The sequence below is a fragment of the Pseudoflavitalea rhizosphaerae genome (assembly GCF_003991355.1).
GTDB lineage: Bacteria > Bacteroidota > Bacteroidia > Chitinophagales > Chitinophagaceae > Pseudobacter > Pseudobacter rhizosphaerae.
In genome coordinates, this window is the sequence record NZ_RCSU01000003.1 from 232,211 (window position 1) to 251,351 (window position 19,141).

19 protein-coding genes and 5 tRNA genes are annotated in these 19,141 nt (G+C 46.7%); 1 reads left to right on the forward strand and 23 read right to left on the reverse strand.

All coding sequences use genetic code 11. The features are described from left to right. Nucleotides 1–2: 2 nt before the first annotated feature. The 20 genes from D9Y29_RS06720 to rpsU form a co-directional block, all read right to left on the reverse strand. Complete coding sequence (locus D9Y29_RS06720) at nucleotides 3–2,303, reverse strand: GH92 family glycosyl hydrolase (RefSeq protein ID WP_127126300.1); 2,301 nt, start codon at nucleotides 2,301–2,303, stop codon at nucleotides 3–5. Nucleotides 2,304–2,325: 22 nt separating this feature from the next. Then, nucleotides 2,326–4,614 carry a GH92 family glycosyl hydrolase gene (locus tag D9Y29_RS06725; protein WP_127126302.1) on the reverse strand — a complete coding sequence of 763 codons (2,289 nt, stop codon included), beginning with the start codon at nucleotides 4,612–4,614 and terminating at the stop codon, nucleotides 2,326–2,328. Between the two features lie 340 nt (nucleotides 4,615–4,954). Then, nucleotides 4,955–5,983, reverse strand: a complete 1,029-nt coding sequence (locus tag D9Y29_RS06730) for a LacI family DNA-binding transcriptional regulator (RefSeq protein ID WP_127126304.1) — start codon at nucleotides 5,981–5,983, stop codon at nucleotides 4,955–4,957. Nucleotides 5,984–6,120: 137 nt separating this feature from the next. After that, nucleotides 6,121–6,495 carry a 50S ribosomal protein L7/L12 gene (gene rplL / locus D9Y29_RS06735; RefSeq protein WP_127126306.1) on the reverse strand — a complete coding sequence of 125 codons (375 nt, stop codon included), beginning with the start codon at nucleotides 6,493–6,495 and terminating at the stop codon, nucleotides 6,121–6,123. A 113-nt stretch (nucleotides 6,496–6,608) separates the two neighbouring features. Continuing rightward, nucleotides 6,609–7,142, reverse strand: a complete 534-nt coding sequence (gene rplJ / locus D9Y29_RS06740) for a 50S ribosomal protein L10 (protein ID WP_127126308.1) — start codon at nucleotides 7,140–7,142, stop codon at nucleotides 6,609–6,611. Nucleotides 7,143–7,197: 55 nt separating this feature from the next. After that, nucleotides 7,198–7,890: a 50S ribosomal protein L1 gene (gene rplA, locus D9Y29_RS06745; protein ID WP_127126310.1), complete on the reverse strand. Its 693-nt coding sequence runs from the start codon at nucleotides 7,888–7,890 to the stop codon at nucleotides 7,198–7,200. A 45-nt stretch (nucleotides 7,891–7,935) separates the two neighbouring features. Beyond that, complete coding sequence (gene rplK / locus D9Y29_RS06750) at nucleotides 7,936–8,379, reverse strand: 50S ribosomal protein L11 (RefSeq protein WP_127126312.1); 444 nt, start codon at nucleotides 8,377–8,379, stop codon at nucleotides 7,936–7,938. Between the two features lie 639 nt (nucleotides 8,380–9,018). Further along, nucleotides 9,019–9,660, reverse strand: a complete 642-nt coding sequence (locus tag D9Y29_RS26500) for a hypothetical protein (RefSeq protein ID WP_164735297.1) — start codon at nucleotides 9,658–9,660, stop codon at nucleotides 9,019–9,021. 172 nt (nucleotides 9,661–9,832) lie between these two features. After that, entirely contained in the window at nucleotides 9,833–10,402 is a 570-nt protein-coding gene (gene nusG / locus D9Y29_RS06760; protein WP_127126314.1) for a transcription termination/antitermination protein NusG, read from the reverse strand. Beyond that, nucleotides 10,402–10,596 (reverse strand): preprotein translocase subunit SecE, encoded by a 195-nt coding sequence (secE, locus tag D9Y29_RS06765; RefSeq protein ID WP_127126316.1) that lies wholly within the window; start codon nucleotides 10,594–10,596, stop codon nucleotides 10,402–10,404. Before secE ends, nusG begins: the two co-directional genes overlap by 1 nt. A 15-nt stretch (nucleotides 10,597–10,611) precedes the next feature. Continuing rightward, nucleotides 10,612–10,682 (reverse strand) — tRNA-Trp (locus D9Y29_RS06770). Nucleotides 10,683–10,779: 97 nt separating this feature from the next. Continuing rightward, entirely contained in the window at nucleotides 10,780–11,967 is a 1,188-nt protein-coding gene (gene tuf, locus D9Y29_RS06775) for an elongation factor Tu (protein ID WP_127126318.1), read from the reverse strand. Between the two features lie 187 nt (nucleotides 11,968–12,154). Beyond that, a tRNA-Thr gene (locus tag D9Y29_RS06780) sits at nucleotides 12,155–12,226 on the reverse strand. An 86-nt stretch (nucleotides 12,227–12,312) separates the two neighbouring features. Next, nucleotides 12,313–12,385, reverse strand: a tRNA-Gly gene (locus D9Y29_RS06785). A 59-nt stretch (nucleotides 12,386–12,444) separates the two neighbouring features. Continuing rightward, nucleotides 12,445–12,530, reverse strand: a tRNA-Tyr gene (locus D9Y29_RS06790). A gap of 26 nt (nucleotides 12,531–12,556) precedes the next feature. Next, nucleotides 12,557–12,629 (reverse strand) — tRNA-Thr (locus tag D9Y29_RS06795). 10 nt (nucleotides 12,630–12,639) lie between these two features. Further along, nucleotides 12,640–12,906, reverse strand: coding sequence for a hypothetical protein (locus tag D9Y29_RS06800; RefSeq protein ID WP_127126320.1), 267 nt, complete (start codon nucleotides 12,904–12,906; stop codon nucleotides 12,640–12,642). 331 nt (nucleotides 12,907–13,237) lie between these two features. Continuing rightward, complete coding sequence (locus D9Y29_RS06805) at nucleotides 13,238–13,537, reverse strand: HPF/RaiA family ribosome-associated protein (protein ID WP_127126322.1); 300 nt, start codon at nucleotides 13,535–13,537, stop codon at nucleotides 13,238–13,240. Nucleotides 13,538–13,704: 167 nt separating this feature from the next. Next, nucleotides 13,705–14,787, reverse strand: coding sequence for a tyrosine-type recombinase/integrase (locus D9Y29_RS06810; protein WP_127126324.1), 1,083 nt, complete (start codon nucleotides 14,785–14,787; stop codon nucleotides 13,705–13,707). 76 nt (nucleotides 14,788–14,863) lie between these two features. Further along, on the reverse strand, nucleotides 14,864–15,064 hold the full coding sequence (gene rpsU, locus D9Y29_RS06815; protein WP_127126326.1) for a 30S ribosomal protein S21: 201 nt from the start codon (nucleotides 15,062–15,064) through the stop codon (nucleotides 14,864–14,866). Between the two features lie 104 nt (nucleotides 15,065–15,168). Between rpsU and D9Y29_RS06820 the strand changes: the two genes are divergently transcribed. Further along, on the forward strand, nucleotides 15,169–15,762 hold the full coding sequence (locus tag D9Y29_RS06820; RefSeq protein ID WP_127126328.1) for a riboflavin synthase: 594 nt from the start codon (nucleotides 15,169–15,171) through the stop codon (nucleotides 15,760–15,762). 7 nt (nucleotides 15,763–15,769) lie between these two features. On the opposite strand, the gene D9Y29_RS06825 is transcribed toward D9Y29_RS06820, so the two are convergent. From D9Y29_RS06825 to D9Y29_RS06835, 3 genes are read right to left on the reverse strand one after another with little or no spacing between them, the layout of a single operon-like run. After that, complete coding sequence (locus D9Y29_RS06825; protein WP_127126330.1) at nucleotides 15,770–17,470, reverse strand: hypothetical protein; 1,701 nt, start codon at nucleotides 17,468–17,470, stop codon at nucleotides 15,770–15,772. Between the two features lie 39 nt (nucleotides 17,471–17,509). Further along, the gene (locus D9Y29_RS06830) at nucleotides 17,510–18,733 is read right to left on the reverse strand and encodes an SGNH/GDSL hydrolase family protein (protein WP_127126332.1); all 1,224 of its coding nucleotides are present in this window, start codon (nucleotides 18,731–18,733) and stop codon (nucleotides 17,510–17,512) included. A gap of 24 nt (nucleotides 18,734–18,757) precedes the next feature. Further along, entirely contained in the window at nucleotides 18,758–19,138 is a 381-nt protein-coding gene (locus D9Y29_RS06835; protein ID WP_127126334.1) for an SxtJ family membrane protein, read from the reverse strand. Between the last annotated feature and the right edge of the window lie 3 nt (nucleotides 19,139–19,141).

Below are 19,141 nucleotides of genomic sequence, written 5' to 3' on the forward strand. Positions count from 1 at the left end.
AACTATTTCTTCGCCGGCTTCGGCCCCATCACAAATCCGAGCACACCACCATCGAGGATCTCCTCATGTTTCAAAAATAAACGGTTCAGTGGCTTTCCGTTCAGGGTCAGTTGCTGAACATATACATTCTTATCGCTATTGTTCTTTACTTCTATGGTGAATGTTTTTCCGTTTTCCAGTTGAATACTCGCCCCATCAACAGAAGGACTTCCAATCGCATATTCATCGGATCCAGGCGCTACCGGATAAAATCCGAGAGCCGTGAAAATATACCAGGCACTCATCTGTCCGCAATCATCATTCCCTCCTAACCCATCGGGCGTTGGTCTGAACTGCTTCTTCAGGATCATACGTACCCGCTCCTGGGTCTTCCAGGGCTGATCGGTCCAGTTGTAGAGATAAGGCACATGATGGCTGGGCTCGTTGCCATGCACATAATTACCGATAATGCCATCGCGGGTGATATCTTCCGTCTCTGCGAAATATTTATCGGGCAGGTGCATCGTAAAAAGAGAATCCAGGTGGGCAGTGAATGTTTTCTTCCCTCCCATCATCCCTATCATTTCAGCAGGCGCCTGCGGAACATAGAGACTATAATTCCAGGCATTACCTTCAATGAATCCCTGGTTATGGGTGCTGAGCACATCGAACTCCTTACGGAAAGTTCCATCGCTCATTTTCGGTCTCATATAACCGATAGAAACATCGTACACATTCTTCCAATAGGTGGAACGATGGATAAATTCTTCATAGATATCCTTTCTCCCGAGCTTCTTGGCCATTTGGGCGATGCACCAGTCGTCATACGCATATTCAAGTGTTTTGGAAACGGAAGAACCACTCTTGTCTTCCGGAACGTAACCGAGCTTCATGTAATGGTCCAGTCCTTCGAACCAGCTATTACGGGCGGAGGTAACACAGGCGTCGAGGGCTTTATTGGCATTGAAGCCGGCATTGCCCTTGATCACAGCATCGGCAATTACACTCACACTATGATAACCGATCATGCACCAGTTCTCATTAGCGTAATGGCTCCATACAGGCAGCATATGATGCACACTCTGATCATAATGGGCCAGCATGCTCTGCACCATATCCGTATTGCGTTTGGGTTGCAATACATTGAAAAGAGGATGTAAGGCGCGATAGGTATCCCAGAGACTGAAAATCGTGTAGTTGGTGAAACCATCGGCCTGGTGGATGTTCTGATCGAGGCCGCGATACTGACCATCTACATCGGTATAAGTGATGGGACTGAGAAAGGAATGGTATACGGAAGTATAAAAATTCTCCTTTTCATTACGATGATTGGATTGTACCACTACCCTGCCCAGTTCTTTATTCCACTGGTCCTGCGCCTGCTTCTTCACCTGGTTGAAATCCCAGCCCGGGGCTTCCGCACGCAGGTTCCGGAGCGCGCCATCGGTACTCACTGAAGAAAGTGCAAATTTGATCTTAATCTTTTCACCTTCTTCTGTTTTGAAATCGAAATAAGCACGGATCTGCTTACCGGCGAACTCGGGGAAATTCTTCGTTTGATCGAACTTACCCCAGAAGCCGCGATACACCTGGTTCTTATCGAACTTCTTATTCCCGTACTGATAGAAAGGTTTGCTGAAGGCCATCGCAAAATAAACAGTGCGGGTCCTGCCCCATCCATTGGTTTGACGATAACCGGTTACCAGTGTGTCATTTTCGATGCGAACGAATGTCCAGGTATTCTTATCGTCATAATTATAGATTCCATGCATCAGATCAAGAATGATATGGCTCTGATCGGATTTTGGAAAACTGTACTGATGGAATCCTACCCTGTTGGTAGCCGTTAGTTCAGCAGTGATATCGTAATCATCGAGCTTCACTTTGTAGTAACCGGCTTCTGCCAGCTCATTGTTGTGGGAGAACGCAGAACGGAACCCACTACGCGGCTGATGGGCCTGACCGGGATTGAGCTTCAGTTCGCCCACGGTAGGCATTACCAGGAAATCGCCCAGATCGGAATGACCGGTACCGCTGAAGTGGGTATGACTGAAGCCAACGATCGTTTTATCGTCGTACTGGTAGCCTGCGCAATATTTGTACACGTCCCTGTTGTACTTACCATTCATTTCATATGGTATGGTATCGGTATCCGGACTGAGTTGCACCATACCGAAAGGAACGGTAGCGCCGGGATAAGTATGTCCCATTCTCTGTGTTCCGATGATGGGCTTTACATATTGTACCAGGTTTTCAGTACCGGTTTGCGCCACGGCGCACATGCCGGGAATCACCAGTAACAGGCAAGGCAGGAATTTTTTCATACGCAGACTGGAAATTGATTGGCTATTTGGAAAAAGAATAAGGAAAATCGATTTTATTGGCGCCCCGCTGCTTATTGGGGACAGGGCTCATATTGAAATCAAGCGTTCCTCCTTTCATCAACTCAAAATGGTTAAGGTAATTCTTCGTATGTACTTTACCGTTCAGTCTGAGTTGTTGCACATATTTGTTGGCGGCGCTGTTGTTGGGCGCATTCACCTGTACTGTTTTCCCGTTTTCCAGGGTAATGGTCATTTTTTTGAAGAGCGGCGTGCCGAGAACGTATTCTGTGGTACCCGGACAAACAGGATAAAATCCCATTGCAGAGAAGATGTACCAGGCTGAGGTCTGGCCATTGTCTTCATCGCCACAATACCCATCGGGTGTAGGTTTATAGAGTTGCGCCATCACATTGCGGACATGCGCCTGGGTTTTCCAGGGTTGTCCTGCATAATTGTAGAGATAGATCATGTGCTGGATGGGTTGATTGCCGTGTGCATATTGTCCCATATTCATGATCTGCATTTCGCGGATCTCGTGGATCACGCTGCCATAGTAGCTTTCATCGAAAATGGGAGGAAGATTGAAAACGGAGTCCAGCATCTTTATAAACATTTCGTCTCCACCCATTAGATTCTTCAGGCCCTTGATATCATGGAACACACTCCAGGAGTAGTGCCAGCTATTGCCTTCAGTGAAAGCATCGCCCCATTTGAACGGGTTGAAAGGTTTCTGGAAATTGCCATCCTTGTTTTTACCACGCATCAGTTTTGTTTCGGGATCGAAAAGGTTGCGAAAGTTCTGAGAACGTTTCGCAAAGAGATCGATCTCGGCCTGCGGGCGTTTCAGTAGTTTGGCCAGTTGCCAGATAGTGAAATCATCGTATGCATATTCCAGTGTGCGGGCTGCATTCTCATTGATGTTGACATCGTAGGGAACATAACCGAGCTCATTGTAATATTTCACTCCTGCCCTACCCACAGCTGTGAGCGGACCTTCATTGTTGGCGCCGTGCAGCAATGCTTCATACAACGTTTCGATATCATAGCCGCGCAGTCCTTTGATGTAAGCGTCAGCCACCACCGATGCGGAGTTGTTGCCCACCATCACATTGCGTAAACCCGGACTGCTCCACTCCGGAAGCCAGCCACCTTCTTTGTAATCATTCACGAGGCCCTGCTGCATTTCCTTGTTGATCCCGGGAAAGAGCAGGTTCAGCAATGGATAGAGCGCGCGGAATGTATCCCAGAAGCCGGTGCCTGCAAACATGTAGCCGGGCAATACCTGCCCGTTGTATGGACTGTAATGCACCATCTTGTTGGAAGCATCGAATTCATAATGTTTTTGCGGGAACTGAACAGTTCGGTAAAGGCAGGAATAGAATGTTTTTGTTTGCTCTTCAGTACCGCCTTCCACTTTGATGCGGCCCAGCACTTTATTCCAGGCCTGTTTGCCTTTCTGCCTGGTGGTCTCGAAACTTTCATTGCCGATCTCACGCTGCAGGTTCAGCTCAGCCTGTTCAGGGCTGATGAAGCTGCTGGCCACGCGCAGGTTTACTTTTTCACCGCGTTTGGTTTTGAAGCCCACGATCGCCCCTGCATGTGCATTGGTCACCTGCAGGGAGTCCTGCACCAGCTTTGTTCCATTGGTGGTATAAGCGATGGTGAAGGGTTTATCGAAATGTATAACGAAATAGGTTTTGAAATTGGCCGGTACGCCGCCGCTGTTGCGGGTAGTGTAACCCGTGATCTTTTTCTCTGCCGGATGGATTTGAATGGAAGAGCCTCTGTCGAATGCATCCACTACCACAAAGGAGCTGTCGTTTTCCGGGAAGGTGAAACGGAATTGTGCTGCACGTTCTGTGGGCGTCAGTTCAGCCGTTACATCTGCATCGGCTAGGTATACGCTGTAATAGTAAGGTTTGGCAATTTCAGTTTTGTGCGAGAACCAGCTGGCGCGTTTTTCCTGGTCGAATTTGAGCGAGCCGGTCACGGGCATGATGGCAAACTGGCCATAGTCGTTCATCCAGGGAGAAGGCTGGTGTGTTTGCTTGAAGCCGCGGATCTTGTCTGATGCATAGGTGTAAGCCCATCCATCTCCCATCTTCCCTGTCTGGGGCATCCAGGCATTCATTCCCCAGGGAAGTACGATACTGGGATAGGTATTTCCGTTAGAGAGACTTGGTTTGGAATCGGTACCCATCAATGGGTTCACCCATTCAACGGGATCATATACTTTAGCGGAGGCCTGAGGCTGGGCCTGCATACCAGTGCGGGCAAGCAGTGGCAGGAATAACAGAGCTAATTTCTTCATATCAATCATTTAATGCACAAGGGAAAATTGTGATCAACTGAAAAGCCGGATCGGTTCTGTTTCACACCCTGGTCCGGCATACTTCAAAAAACAAGACGGTTTATTGAAATGATTTTTTGTATCGATAGGCTCTACCCTGCATCACTGAACTGCAATAATACTATATTTCATTACTTACTGTACCAATTGTTTTCGGCGCAATTGCAGTTCTCTTTCAATACATATCGAAAAGAAATATTTACCAGGTGCTAAATCGTTTTAGCATCAGCCTTCAATATTACAGAAGTATTGCGGGATGGCAAAAAGAAATCGGGAAGCGGGTGTCCGCAACCGGATGGGATCAGTTCTTTTGCGTGGATTCTCTCGGCACGAAGGTGGCATCGAGCCTGAGTTGATTCTCGGTGGCTGCTCCCCTGTTTTTTCCCAACTGGTCCATCAGCAGGTGAACGGCCTTTCTGCCCATTTCTTCTACAGGCTGCTGTACTACAGAGATATCGGGAATATAAAGGCGGAAGATATCGTGGTCATCGAAACAGACCACTGCCAGTTCTTCGGGGATGCGGATCCTTTGTTCGCGGAGGCATTCCAGTCCGAGTATACCGAGATAATTGGTAGCGAAGAAAACGGCATCTGGTTTATTATTCTTCAGGAAACGGGCGATGAGTTTTTTCTTTTCATCGCGGGACGTTGTTGGATCGATGGAGAGAATATTCTTTTTACTTTTCGTTTTCTGTGCGGGTGATTTGCTGATAGCATCATTGTATGCCTCTTCCCTTTCCTGCATCTGGTTGAGGGCAAGATCTACTGTGATGAAAGCGATCCTTTCATAGCCCTGCTGAATAAGGTGCTGCATGGCGGAAGTAACGCCGCCATAATTGTTCACCAGCACATGCGGCACATCCAGTTCAGGGAAGTAGCGGTCCATCAGCACAACAGGTTTGTGCTGCGACTGCAGTTTGATGATATCCGTTTCCATGCCCAGTGTAGGCGTAATGAGGAATCCATCCACCTGGCGTTGTGCCAGCATGCGAAGGAGGGCCTGTCCTTTCTTGTTATCATTCTCGGTGGAGCAATACACTACGCGGTAGCCGAATTTCTCTGCTTCGTCTTCGATGGTCTTTGCCAGGAGTGCGAAGAAATTGTTGGAGATATCTTCCACCAGGAGCCCGAGGATCTTGGTCTGACCGGTTCGAAGGCTTACTGCGATCTGGTTGGGCTGATAGCCGAGCTTGTTGGCGGTAGCGAGAACTTTTTTCCTGAGCGCTTCACTGATACGCATTTCACTGGCTTTACCATTGAGAATAAAGCTTACGGTGGAAGTAGATACACCTGTGATTTCTGCTATATCTTTCAGAGAGACCTTTTTCATAATACTTAGGGAGGACCAATATACAATAAACCCGGCTGAATTTGGACATCATACCGGCGGCACCGCTAAAAAACGGTGTAGGCACAAGAAAGCCCCGGGGTTACCGGGGCTTTATAAGTAATATGCTTTTGCAAAGATTACTTGATCTCTACTTCAGCGCCAGCTTCTTTCAGCTTAGCAGCGAGAGCTTCAGCGTCAGCTTTGCTGATACCTTCTTTAACGGGTTTTGGAGCGCCGTCAACCAGGTCTTTCGCTTCTTTCAGACCGAGACCAGTCAGATCTTTAACGATCTTAACTACGTTCAGTTTGTTAGCGCCACCACTTTTCAGGATAACGTCGAAAGCGGTTTTTTCTTCAGCAGCAGGACCAGCAGCAGCAGGACCAGCAGCAACAGCTACTGCAGCAGCAGCCGGCTCAATTCCGTACTCTTCTTTCAGGATCTTTGCGAGTTCGTTTACTTCTTTCACAGTCAGGCTAACCAACTGCTCAGCGAATGCTTTTAAATCTGCCATAATTTGTCAAATTTTTCCCGCCTTCATTGCCTGCGCTCCGGCGGGAGGTTTAAAAAAATTTGTGAATATAACTCTTCAGGCGTGAGTTAATAAGTTGAATAGATACTTCTTGATTACTGAGCTCTTTCTTCCAGTGCTTTCACCAGGCTTGCCAGTTTGTTGCCGGCATTCAGGCCGCTGATAACATTCTTGGCAGGAGACTGGAGGAGACCGATGATCTCGCCGATGAGGTCGTTCTTGCTCTTCAGGGTAGTCAGTACTTTCAGTTGCTCGTCGCCGGCAAATACGTCGCCGTCGATGAAGGCTGCTTTCAGTACAGGCTTGTTGAAGTCTTTCGGACCTTTAGCGCGGAAGTCGGAAATGATCAGCGCTGGTTCTTTAGCGTTCTCAGAGAACATGATGGCAGTAACTCCGTTGAGGGAGTCGAACATACCGGAGAAACGGCTGGAGTCCAGGCTTTCGAGGGCTTTGCGGATCAGGGTGTTCTTGGCCACTTTCATTTCAACATTCTTGTCGAAGCAAATGCGACGGAGTTTACCAACCTGCTCTACAGTGAGGCTCTCTGTATTGGTGATATAGAAATTGTTGTACTGGGAAAATTTTCCCTTCAGTACTTCAATCACTTCATTTTTTTCTTGCTTGTTCATAACGCAAATTTTTTAATGATTTCGCAGACAGCGGAACTGCCTATGCGTTATCTTTTTAGTTGATCAATGATTTTGTGTCTACAGCAATACCGGGGCTCATGGAGCTGGCCATGAACACACTCTTCAGGTAAGTACCTTTTGCAGAAGAGGGTTTTGCCTTCAGAAGCGCGTTGATCAGTTCAGTACCGTTCTCAGCGATCTTTTCCGGGGTGAAGCTCACGCGGCCGATGGAAGCGTGAACGATACCGGCTTTGTCAACCTTGAACGCGATCTTACCGCCTTTTACTTCCGTTACAGCTGCGGCCACATCATTGGTAACAGTTCCGGTCTTGGGGTTAGGCATCAGGTTACGTGGACCGAGGATCTTACCCAGTTTACCGATCTTAGGCATAACGGCAGGAGTTGCAACGATCACGTCGATATCAACCCATCCGCCTTCGATCTTTTGTACAAATTCATCCAGACCTACATAATCAGCGCCAGCTGCTTTTGCATCAGCTTCTTTGTCAGGAGTACAAAGAACCAGTACTCTTTTGGTTTTACCGGTACCGTGTGGCAGGGTTACTGTTCCGCGGATAGCCTGGTCAGCTTTCTTGGGATCAACACCCAGACGGATATGCAGGTCAACAGAAGCGTCGAACTTGGTTGTGTTTACATCCTTTACCAGTGAAGAAGCTTCCTTCAGTGAGTATATTTTATTTTTGTCGAGCTTGGTGTCAGCTACTTTTCTTTTTTTAGCGATTGCCATTGTAATTCAGTTTTAGTACCCCGCTATGTGCAGGGATGTGAACATTTAGTTTTCCCAGGGGGCATTACCATCCACAGTAATTCCCATGCTGCGGGCTGTACCAGCAACCATTTTCATGGCGCTTTCCAGGGTGAAGCAGTTCAGGTCAGGCATCTTGTCTTTTGCAATTGCCTCAACCTGGCTCCAGTTCACTTTACCAACCTTATTACGGTTAGGCTCTTTGGAACCACTCTGCAGTTTAGCTGCTTCAAGCAACTGAACGGCCGCCGGTGGAGTTTTAATAACGAAATCGAAAGACTTGTCGGAGTAAACAGTGATGAGAACGGGGAGAACTTTTCCCATTTTATCCTGTGTGCGAGCATTGAACTGCTTGCAGAATTCCATGATATTGATACCCTTGGAACCTAATGCAGGACCTACAGGAGGGGCAGGATTCGCCTGGCCACCTTTTACCTGCAGCTTTACGAAGCCGGTAATTTCTTTTGCCATTACTTAATGATTTATTGGTTCTAACGTCCGTCAATTGAGCGGACTCCCAAATTCCTCTTAACCCGTTCAACAGTCTGCGGCATTTGATACCTGTCTGAAAGCCGGACCAACCGGCTTTTAGCTTGATATTACTGCCTCACCGTGGAATAACGGGGGTTGTAAAGAACTTCAATTGGGGACGCAAAGGTAGCGATTTGTTTTGATTTGCTGAAAGGAATCTCAAAAAACTTTATCAGCCCCGGAAAGCCGCAAAGTTAAGCCTGCCGGGGAGAAAACGGAGAAACACACCAGAAAAACTGGCCGGGAAATCAGATCCTGGTCCCCGGTAAATATCAGATCAAACCGGCATCCATTCGGAGATGCAAAAATACATTCAATAGCATATGTGAGTGATCGCTGCTTTTAGTAAGTGTTTACATTGACGCTTCCCCATCGCGGCCCGGGTATTGCATACGAGATCTCCAAAATCAGCATGCGAACAGATCATACCGGTAATGAACAGCTTAAGAGATCAATGAAGTTTTGGGATGAAGGAGTCAAACTTTCAATGAGTTTTTTATTATATGAATATTTCTGCGTAGCTTTTGCATCTGAATAGTTATGTTCCATTGTATCTTTACCATCAACTATAAAAACACATCACACTATGGCCAAAGCAAAGAAAAAGTCAGCAAAAAAAGCTGCTCCCAAAAAAGCAGTAAAAAAAGCCGCTCCCAAAAAGGCAGCAAAGAAAGCAGCTCCTAAGAAAGCAGCGAAGAAAGCAGCAAAAAAAGCCGCTCCTAAAAAAGCAGCAAAGAAAGCCGCTAAGAAAGCAGCTCCCAAAAAAGCAGCAAAGAAAGCAGCAAAAAAAGCCGCTCCTAAAAAAGCAGCAAAGAAAGCCGCTAAGAAAGCAGCTCCCAAAAAAGCAGCAAAGAAAGCAGCAAAAAAAGCCGCTCCTAAAAAAGCAGCAAAGAAAGCCGCTAAGAAAGCAGCTCCCAAAAAAGCAGCAAAGAAAGCAGCAAAAAAAGCCGCTCCTAAAAAAGCAGCGAAGAAAGCCGCTAAGAAAGCAGCCCCCAAAAAAGCAGCAAAAAAAGCCGCTCCTAAAAAGGCAGCAAAGAAAGCAGCCAGGAAAGCAGCTCCTAAAAAAGCAGCTCCGGCAAAGAAGGCCGCTAAGAAACCTGCTCCCAGACCAAGGAAGCCCAAAGCAGCCCCAGCTCCCGCTCCTGAAGAAACACCAGTGGTGTTACCAGTTGCTGACGAACAAGCATCGCTTGATTTCGGATACTCTTCTGAAGAATCCAACTCTGGCGGCGACGACGATAACAACTAAGAAAGTTATTGTCCTGCAAAACATACAGAAGCCTTCCCGTGAAGCAATAACGGTAAGGCTTTTTTGTTGCCCTGCAGGATGGCATAAGCGCATAAAAAAACCACAGCATCCGCTGTGGTTTTAATTTCTTTATAACTGGTATTGTTAAGCGAGTTTCTCTACCTGCATGTAGTTGAGCTCTACCGGTGTGGAGCGACCGAAGATCTTTACAGTCACTTTCAGCTTTTTCTTTTCGTCGTTCACCTCTTCGATGATACCGTTGAAATCGTTGAAAGGTCCTTCGATGATCTTGATGGTTTCTCCCACGATGAAAGGCTCTATCATGCTCACGCCGCCCACTTCGGCCATTTCATCCATTTTGCCGAGCATCTTGTTCACTTCGGCTTTCCTGAGAGCGATGGGATTGTCTTTACCCAGGAAGTGAATAACGTTGGTAGTATTGATAACAGCATCACGGAGATCATCGGAAAGTTTACCATCCAGTACTTCGATCATTACGTAGCCGGGATAGTAGTTCCTTTCACGCATCACCTTTTTACCGTTCTGAACTTTATAAACCTTCTCCACTGGCAGAAAAACCTGTTTCACCACCTCGCCCCATCCCCCGCGGGAAATTTCTTTATCGAGGTACTCCTTTACCTTACGCTCCTTGCCGCTCACCACACGCAGCACATACCATTTGGTTTCCTGTTGTTGAGTAGTCTGATTTTCCATTAGTAAAATAATGAATAGATGAAATTAAGCCCGGATTGAGCTACGATGTCCATCACCCATACCATGGCAGTGATAACAACTGTAGCTACGAGGACGATCACAGTAGATTGCTGCAATTGCGTCCATGTAGGCCAACTTACTTTTTCAAGCAGCTCTTTGTAAGACTCCCTGAAATAGGTGGTAACTTTATTCATAACACATTGTGTTTGCACGGGCACTAGGATTCGAACCCAGATCAAAGGTTTTGGAGACCTCTATTCTACCATTGAACTATGCCCGTATAAAAGCCATTAGTGATGGCTGACAGCTTAGCAAATATAAGAAATCCGCGCTAATAGCTATCAGCAAACGCTAATGGCTTTTTATTGAGATTCAACTTATTTAATGATCTCTGTAACCTGACCCGCACCTACGGTACGACCACCTTCACGGATAGCGAATTTCAGACCTTTCTCCATCGCGATGGGTTGGATCAGCTTCACTGTCAGGTTAGTGTTATCACCAGGCATCACCATTTCAGTACCTGCTGGCAGTTCACACTCACCAGTTACGTCAGTTGTACGGAAATAGAACTGAGGACGGTATTTATTGAAGAATGGAGTGTGACGACCACCTTCTTCTTTGCTCAGTACGTATACTTCGCCTTTGAACTCAGTGTGAGGAGTGATAGATCCTGGTTTGCACAGTACCATACCACGACGAACCTGAGCTTTGTCGATACCACGGAGCAGCAGACCGGCGTTGTCTCCGGCTTCACCGGAATCCAACAGTTTGCGGAACATTTCCACACCTGTTACAGTAGAAGCAAGAGGAGCTTCCATCAGACCTACGATCTCGATAGGCTCACCAACTTTGATACGACCTCTCTCGATACGACCGGTAGCAACAGTACCACGACCAGTGATAGAGAATACGTCCTCTACAGACATCAGGAATGGCATATCAACCGGACGGGGAGGCAGAGGAATATAGCTGTCAACCGCAGCCATCAGCTCTTCAACTGCAGCAACCCATTTGGCTTCACCAGCCAGGGCGCCTGTTGCAGAACCTTTGATGATAGGAGTGTTGTCACCATCGAAGCCATAAGAGCTCAGCAACTCACGGATTTCCATTTCCACCAGATCCAGCAGCTCAGGGTCATCAACCAGGTCAACTTTATTCATGAATACCACAATACGGGGAACACCTACCTGGCGAGCCAGAAGAATGTGTTCTTTTGTTTGAGGCATAGGTCCGTCTGTAGAAGCCACAACCAAAATAGCGCCATCCATCTGCGCAGCACCTGTAATCATATTCTTCACATAGTCAGCGTGACCAGGACAGTCTACGTGAGCATAGTGACGGTTATCCGTCTGATACTCCACGTGAGCAGTATTGATGGTGATACCACGCTCTTTTTCTTCGGGCGCGCCATCGATTTCATCATACTTTTTTGCCTGAGCCAGACCTTTCTGTGACAGAATGGTAGTGATGGCTGCAGTTAAAGTTGTTTTACCGTGGTCCACGTGACCGATTGTACCAACGTTAACGTGAGGTTTGTCCCTCTTAAAAGTCTCTTTTGACATCGTTATCTGTTTTTAGTTGTGGTTTTACAAATATTTATTACAATTTTTTCCTTTGTTTCCAGCTATCCGCATCACGGAACAGCTTTTCAGGGAATCAGAGGATTATCATGTAGTCAGCGACTAACTTTCAACACCTGTTTTTCAGTCATCTCACAATCGCTGATCTCAACCGATCCAAAAATTGTTGAGCCGTTAGTGAGAATCGAACTCACGACCTCTTCCCTACCAAGGAAGTGCTCTACCACTGAGCTACAACGGCTGATGACTCAGTTGGCATTCTTATCCTTGCAGAGGCCGGATGATCGCATCAACCAGCGCAGGACTGCAACCTGCGAACTGAAAAAGAGCGGGAGACGAGGCTCGAACTCGCCACCTATAGCTTGGAAGGCTATCGCTCTACCAAATGAGCTACTCCCGCTTATGAACAAAGATCTTTCTAAATACTGAAACCGACTTCAAAACATTTCTGAAACCGGTTGGTGGGCAGGAGAGGATTCGAACCTCTGAAGTCGAAAGACAGCGGATTTACAGTCCGCCCCATTTGGCCGCTCTGGAACCTGCCCGGATTAGTATATTCTACCATCCTTTGAGCCACTTGTCGGAATCGAACCAACGACCTACTGATTACAAATCAGTTGCTCTACCAGCTGAGCTAAAGTGGCATATCCAATCTTATAATGATCTGATGCTTTCCCTTTCTTTTGATGAATTCCTTCCCGGCAACGGCCAGGTCAAACCCTGTAAAGTATTCTGAAATTCAACGTTATAAAGAACTTCCCATCCAATCTCACAAGTTTCTCTTATTTTTTGGGAAGGCAAAGGTAACTGAATTTGTGAAATCCCAAAACTTTGAAGAAGATTTTTTTTGCTTGTTTTCAAGGTGTTGCATTCACTGCTACCCGCCGGAGCGGCTGCAAAGGAAGGGAAAAGTAAATTCACTACAAAAAATTGATGCAAAAAAAGTTAAGCATCCAATCAATATTCCGCTGAAACCCTCACTGATCAAGCAAAATAGCGTATGCCTTTTTTTAGCCGAAACAACTATCCCCTTCCCTTCTTCCCTCATTTCCCGCCCCCACACTACCGTCGCTTACGTATACCCCTGCAGGTTACCTGTAAAACGGTTTCTTTCCGCCTGGCGCCAACTGCTTCGCTCAGAGGGAAATTGCACTACCTGATAAAAACACGCGAAAAAGAACTAACCATATCAGACCTCCTTAAACGAAAAAAGGCCGTCTCCGGGGAGACGGCCTTCAATTTTTTTTGCTAATCAGGCAGCTTGCTTTTCTTTTTGTCTTTTTATTTGATTTACGAGAGAGTCCAGCGCACTGTCAAAAGATTCTTCAAAGGACTTGCTTGTAGCCTTTACGAAGAACTGATGACGGGGAACCTGAACCCGGATCTCTGCGATTTTGTCTTTAATGGCATGTACTACGTTATCCAGTTTTAAAAACACATCTACTTTGATTATGCGGTCGTGAAAAGTACCAATTTTCTGCAGTTTCTTATTTACGTACTCTACAAGTTTTCCATCGGGATTGAACCGCACGGTCTGAATGTTAACGTTCATAACAATCGCATTTTAACTGTGAACAATATATAAAGAACTTTCAAGATTTTCGAGGGCCAAAATCTGTACAATCGCACAGCCTTTTGTTCCCTATGAAGTTAATACATCAGTAATATTTTTCCAAATTTTAATTCACAGGAAATGCGAGATTTAACGCGGGTTTCAGGCTATGCTTTCGGATGCGCCTGTTTATGGATTTCTTTTAGGGATTCAATGGAATTATGTGTATAAACCTGTGTAGCGGCAAGACTGGAATGGCCCAATAATTCCTTCACAGCATCGAGGCTGGCGCCATGATATGTAAGATGCGTTGCAAAGGTATGACGAAGCACATGCGGGCTCCTTTTTTCCTGGCTGGTCACTTCGCCCAGGTACTTCTTTACGGTACTATATACAAAGGAGGGAGAAAGCGCTTTTCCATCTTCCCTTACCAGCAGTAATTCATTGCCCTGATACCCTGCTGCCGCCCTTGTAGCCTCTGGCAAATAATCCTTTTTGAGCTTATCGTACTGCAACATGTGGTTCATAAGCTCTTCATTCACCGGGATCAGCCTTTCCTTATTTCCCTTCCCCAGCACTTTGAGCGATCCACGGGCCTTATCGATCGCCTGCCGCTTCAATCCCATCAGTTCTGCACGCCTTATACCGGCATGGTACAACAATCGCAACAGCAATTGTTCTGTCATGATCAGCCAGGCCAACTCTCTGGCAGGCTCCGCCTTCAGCAACTCAAGGTCTTTTTCAGCCAGATTCCCGAAATGCAGGCGCTCGCTGATCGCAGGAAGATTATTGAACAGGGTTTCTACCACTTCTTCCCCGAGATAAACGGGCAGCCGGCTGGACAGTTTCTGGCTCACTACCCTGTCCATGGGGATCTTGCTGATCTGGCCCATGCGAAGAAAATATTTGAAGAAAGATTTAAGACTGGAGATCTTGCGGTTAATGGTCCGTGGAGAATAACCTTCGTCATTTTTCAGGGTGGCCACCCAGCTGCGCACATAATCCGGCCGGATAGCCTTCAATTCCACCATGCCAAGTCCATAACCGTCTTCACGGACCATGATCTTACCGCGCTTATCGCGTTTTTCATATTTTTCAAACTGGAGGAACCGGAAGAAATCGGAAAGATCGTTCTCGTAGGCCTCCACGGTATGCGCAGAACTTCGCTTTTCCCCTTTCAGGTAGGCAATGAATTCAGTTACAGCAGGATGTGCGGGGAGATCATTGGTATTTTCCGGGGAATTGGCCATAGGTCAATATAAAAAAGATAGCTACAAAGTTACAATTAACTTTGCAGCTATCTTAATATATTCAGTTCAAAATGAACTATTTCCCTTCGATGGATCCGCTTGCTATCTGTTGTTTGTAGATAGCTTTCAACACTTTTGTGCGTTGTCTAACCGACGGCTTTGTATACGATTGACGTTCTCTCAATTGTAACAGAGTCTTCGCCTTCTCAAATTTCTTTTTGTACTTTTTGAGGGCCTTGTCGATGTTTTCGCAATCTTTTGAGTCGATGATCAGCATAGTTTGATACCTCCTTTAAATGCTTTAAGGGCAGCAAAGATAATAGTTTTTTCCAAAAAATCCATCTTCATTCAAATTAGTTCTGAATTTCCGAATTTTGCAACATGTTTACCGGAATCATAGAATCATTAGGCCAGGTGGAAGAAGTACTGGTAGCCGGCACCAATAAGAGCTACTGGATCAAATCCCCTATTTCTCATGAATTGAAAATAGATCAGAGTATTTCGCACGACGGCGTTTGCCTTACTGTGGAGCAGGTTGAAGAACAACGTCACAAGGTCACCGCCATCCAGGAAACGCTGCACAAAAGCAATCTCCATCAGTGGCAGCCCGGCCACCAGGTGAACCTGGAAAGATGCATGCCCATGAATGGCCGCCTCGATGGCCATATCGTGCAGGGCCATGTAGACGCCAAAGCCACCTGCATCAATGTGAATGACCTCGAAGGCAGCCGCGAATTCCGTTTCCGCTTTCCCGCTTCCTTCGCCTCACTGGTGATCGAAAAAGGTTCGGCCAGTATCAACGGTATCAGTCTTACCATTTTCAATGTTACGCGGGATGAATTCTCCGTAGCCATCATTCCTTATACATTGGAGCATACAAATATCCAGTATGTGTTCCCGGGCACAGAAGTGAATATCGAATTTGATATGGTGGGAAAATATATAACGAGATACCTGAGCCTGCAGCAATCCTGAGCATTCATCAGAACGCCGGACGTTCCCAGCTACGAAGGTCCCAGATAAGATACCTGTCTTCCGGGCCCAATATACCAATGCGCATATTGCTCCAGGTAAGTTTATGTTTGTAAACGATCATCCGGATCTGATTCGCCCTTGCTGCGCTGGCAAAGTTCCATTGGTTCTCCTGCGTGATCATATTTTCAACCAACTGCTGAAGCTCACCAGCCTCAGCACCGGATTCCAGCAGCCCATTATCCTGGTTGCCATCTGATTTGAAGAGGATTGTTGAAGGCTGTACCAGCAGCATATCCGGTTTTTCCGCGATGAACCTGACCTCTTGCTGCGGGAGCAACAACTCTTCATCCCTGGTAAGAATATTCACCACTTTCACTTTTGAACTATCGTACTGGTATAACTGAAGCGCTTCCGGGAACCCGATCCTGAAAACGAAAGCACCATCGATTTCTGCCGGCATGTTAACAATTAGCAAGCGGCCAGGACGTTCTGTTGCTTTTTTCACTTCGCCGAGCAATTGTTCCACTGCTATGGAAGCCTTCTTCCAGTTTGAATTGTTCTCCTGCAGTAAAGCTACCTGCACAAACAACAGCAACGCCACTACGATGATGCGCACTTTAGCCCGCTTGAAACAATAAACAAGGCCAAAAGCCAGCACACTACAGAAGAACAATGATGGCAGGTATAAAAAGCGGTCGCTTTCGGAAGTCCTGGTGCTCACGCCCAGCACCATCGGCACAGACATCGCAATGATAAAGCAGCATAACTGGATATAAAAGAATTGACGTGACAACAATTCATTCTTCGTTCTTTTCCATGCAATGAACAGAACAGTGCCCAGCATTATCAGCGCTACTACAAAACCGATCAAAATGGCGCGACTATTATCCGAGGGCGGCAATAGAATCCTGCCGGCGGATTTCAGCATCGTAAGCAGGGTATTGAAGCCAATGGCCTGAAAAAAACCTTTGCCATAACTATTAATGAATACGCCGGAAACCGCGATCCGCAGCCAGGTATGCGCAGCAAAAGTAATCGCCAGCGCCAGCATCACCGTTATTACCTGTTTGAACGGCATGCGTAAGATCAGCATTTGGGCGGCCACCATCAGGGGCAATACCATGATGGTTTCATAAGATGCCATCCCCACAAAATAACAGACAGCAATAACCGCTATTTTTTTCGACAGCTTCCAATCGCTTACCAATGCCAGCATAGCTCCAATGGCAAGACTTCCCGCCATCAGCGAACAGCGGGCTAATATCCAGGCAATCGCTTCATTGTGGAAAGGGTAAGTGAGAAAGAGGATCCCAGCCAGCAGTGCCATCAATCCTGCAAGATTGGTACCAGCCTGCTTACCAGACAATTTGTAACAGTACCGCATCAACAGTACAGCATTGAGTGCATGGATGATGATCTGAAATGCATGGAATGGAATGGGATTCAATCCAAAGAGACGGTAAGTGATCCAGAGCGTAATATCTGATAATGGACGAAAGAAGCCATCCACATTCAGCTCCTTCTGCACTCCCACTTTGAGCAGTACCAGGTGATCATCGTTAATAAAAGTATTGGTAAGGATAGGAAAGAAAATGACCAACGCCAGCACAGAGAAAGCCAGCCATTGCCAGTACCACCGGAGTGTAACGAAATTGTTTACACTCCATTTGTTTTCCACCGGAATATCTTCGGATCTTATCGATTGCATCAGCAGCAGGAATATTTCCTGAAGATAATGATTATCCGTTTACTCCATTACTTTAGCCAGCTCCTTCGCCACTTTCTCGTGCGCCACCGCTCTGAAGTGACCATCGAGAATGTAAAAGTCTTCCGGCTGCAAAAGACTGGCCACATCTATCACCCGGACTGCATCACCGAAATGGGATTTGTATCCGGGCTCCTTCAACAGCGCCTCCACTGCATTTTTGAAATCGTTGTTACGATGGTCTACATCGATGCCTTCGAACACCAGTACTTTTGTTTTCTGGAAATCGACAGGGAAATCTTTCAGGATATCCAGGAACATCTTAGCGTCCTTAGGATACTCGATCGGCATACCGATATTGGAAGGCGGCTTACCCATCAGGGATTTCAGCGTTTCCTTCGCCTGGTATTTGGAAGCGAGCACAAAGAATTTGCCGGGGAAGTATTTCTTGTTCCATTCGTTCTTGAAACGGAGGGAATCATAAGAAGCCCGTGAAGATATTTTCAATACATGGTTATTACCAAGATAAGCCTGGTTCTCTTCATTATCATTGGAACAATACTGGATCACCAGGTATTTCACCGCAGATGTATCCAGGGTGCGGTAACGCATCAGTTCACGGGGCGTACCGAAGGAGCTCATCGCTGCATTCAGGGTACGCTTACCTGTTAGTTGCTCCAGGCGGGCGGGAACAGACTGGTCCTGGTCAACGCCCCAGCCCATCATATAGGAATCACCCAGGCAAATGATCTCAGGCTTTACGAGCGAAGAATCATCATCGCGGAAACCGCGACTGTTAGCACTGAACTTGTTGGCGAACTCCACGTTGGAGAAGGTGCAGGTATTGTCAGGGATGAGATTATAGTAGAATGCACTGTCGTATTCACTGCATTCCGGAACTATCTGAATCACCTGTCCGTAATTATGCGCATATAACCATTTGAAACCTGTTCTGAAACTGCCGGGGATCTTTTCCGGATGTTTGATCCATGATGCAGCGAACAACTCCCCTATTGTAACGATCACAGCCAGCACCCCGAGACTGATCCAGGCAGTTGGACGGCTCTTCTTGCTTTTGATGAACACCAGGTCCAGCAACAGCGCCAGTACCCACCAGGCGAGGGTAAGCGTGGTGAGCACGCTGGTAAGGCTCTGATAAAAGAGGATGCCGTTCGGCGAGGATTTGGTCAATACAACGCCGAGGATCTTCACCACCAGAATGATGATGATCACCACAAAGAGCCGTTGAACAGATTTCTTGATCATTTTACAATTTGATGGATGAAGGGATTACCACACGTTCTCCAGGCTCTCTTTATTGTAAGTGAAATTTCTCTCCTTGAAATAAGAGGTTGCGCCGGCTTTCATCTGAACTGTTTTGTTCTTCGTGAACAGACGGCTGATAGCGGCTATCGGTAACAGGAAAATGAAGAACACGATACTAAGTATCACTTTGCTCATCACGTATCCGAGGCCCTGCGCCAGCTTCATCCAGGCCCAATGAATGCCTTTCGCAGCGGGTGAAACAAAGAGTCCGATAAAGCCGATCACAGCTGCAGCAAGCAGCAGGTAATTATTTTTTGTAAACCAGTAGAAAACGCCGCAGGCGAGTACCAGCACTAAGATGGTCTCCAGCACTTTGGCCCTGCTGGTATCTATTGTATTGCTCATGAT

Bases quoted from the DNA above. Each gene is read 5' to 3' on its own strand.
- D9Y29_RS06720 (WP_127126300.1), bottom strand. From the start codon at position 2,303: ATGAAAAAATTCCTGCCTTGCCTGTTACTGGTGATTCCCGGCATGTGC.
- D9Y29_RS06725 (WP_127126302.1), bottom strand. From the start codon at position 4,614: ATGAAGAAATTAGCTCTGTTATTCCTGCCACTGCTTGCCCGCACTGGT.
- D9Y29_RS06730 (WP_127126304.1), bottom strand. From the start codon at position 5,983: ATGAAAAAGGTCTCTCTGAAAGATATAGCAGAAATCACAGGTGTATCT.
- rplL (WP_127126306.1), bottom strand. From the start codon at position 6,495: ATGGCAGATTTAAAAGCATTCGCTGAGCAGTTGGTTAGCCTGACTGTG.
- rplJ (WP_127126308.1), bottom strand. From the start codon at position 7,142: ATGAACAAGCAAGAAAAAAATGAAGTGATTGAAGTACTGAAGGGAAAA.
- rplA (WP_127126310.1), bottom strand. From the start codon at position 7,890: ATGGCAATCGCTAAAAAAAGAAAAGTAGCTGACACCAAGCTCGACAAA.
- rplK (WP_127126312.1), bottom strand. From the start codon at position 8,379: ATGGCAAAAGAAATTACCGGCTTCGTAAAGCTGCAGGTAAAAGGTGGC.
- nusG (WP_127126314.1), bottom strand. From the start codon at position 10,402: ATGGAAAATCAGACTACTCAACAACAGGAAACCAAATGGTATGTGCTG.
- secE (WP_127126316.1), bottom strand. From the start codon at position 10,596: ATGAATAAAGTTACCACCTATTTCAGGGAGTCTTACAAAGAGCTGCTT.
- tuf (WP_127126318.1), bottom strand. From the start codon at position 11,967: ATGTCAAAAGAGACTTTTAAGAGGGACAAACCTCACGTTAACGTTGGT.
- D9Y29_RS06805 (WP_127126322.1), bottom strand. From the start codon at position 13,537: ATGAACGTTAACATTCAGACCGTGCGGTTCAATCCCGATGGAAAACTT.
- D9Y29_RS06810 (WP_127126324.1), bottom strand. From the start codon at position 14,787: ATGGCCAATTCCCCGGAAAATACCAATGATCTCCCCGCACATCCTGCT.
- rpsU (WP_127126326.1), bottom strand. From the start codon at position 15,064: ATGCTGATCATCGACTCAAAAGATTGCGAAAACATCGACAAGGCCCTC.
- D9Y29_RS06820 (WP_127126328.1), top strand. From the start codon at position 15,169: ATGTTTACCGGAATCATAGAATCATTAGGCCAGGTGGAAGAAGTACTG.
- D9Y29_RS06825 (WP_127126330.1), bottom strand. From the start codon at position 17,470: ATGCAATCGATAAGATCCGAAGATATTCCGGTGGAAAACAAATGGAGT.
- D9Y29_RS06830 (WP_127126332.1), bottom strand. From the start codon at position 18,733: ATGATCAAGAAATCTGTTCAACGGCTCTTTGTGGTGATCATCATCATT.
- D9Y29_RS06835 (WP_127126334.1), bottom strand. From the start codon at position 19,138: ATGAGCAATACAATAGATACCAGCAGGGCCAAAGTGCTGGAGACCATC.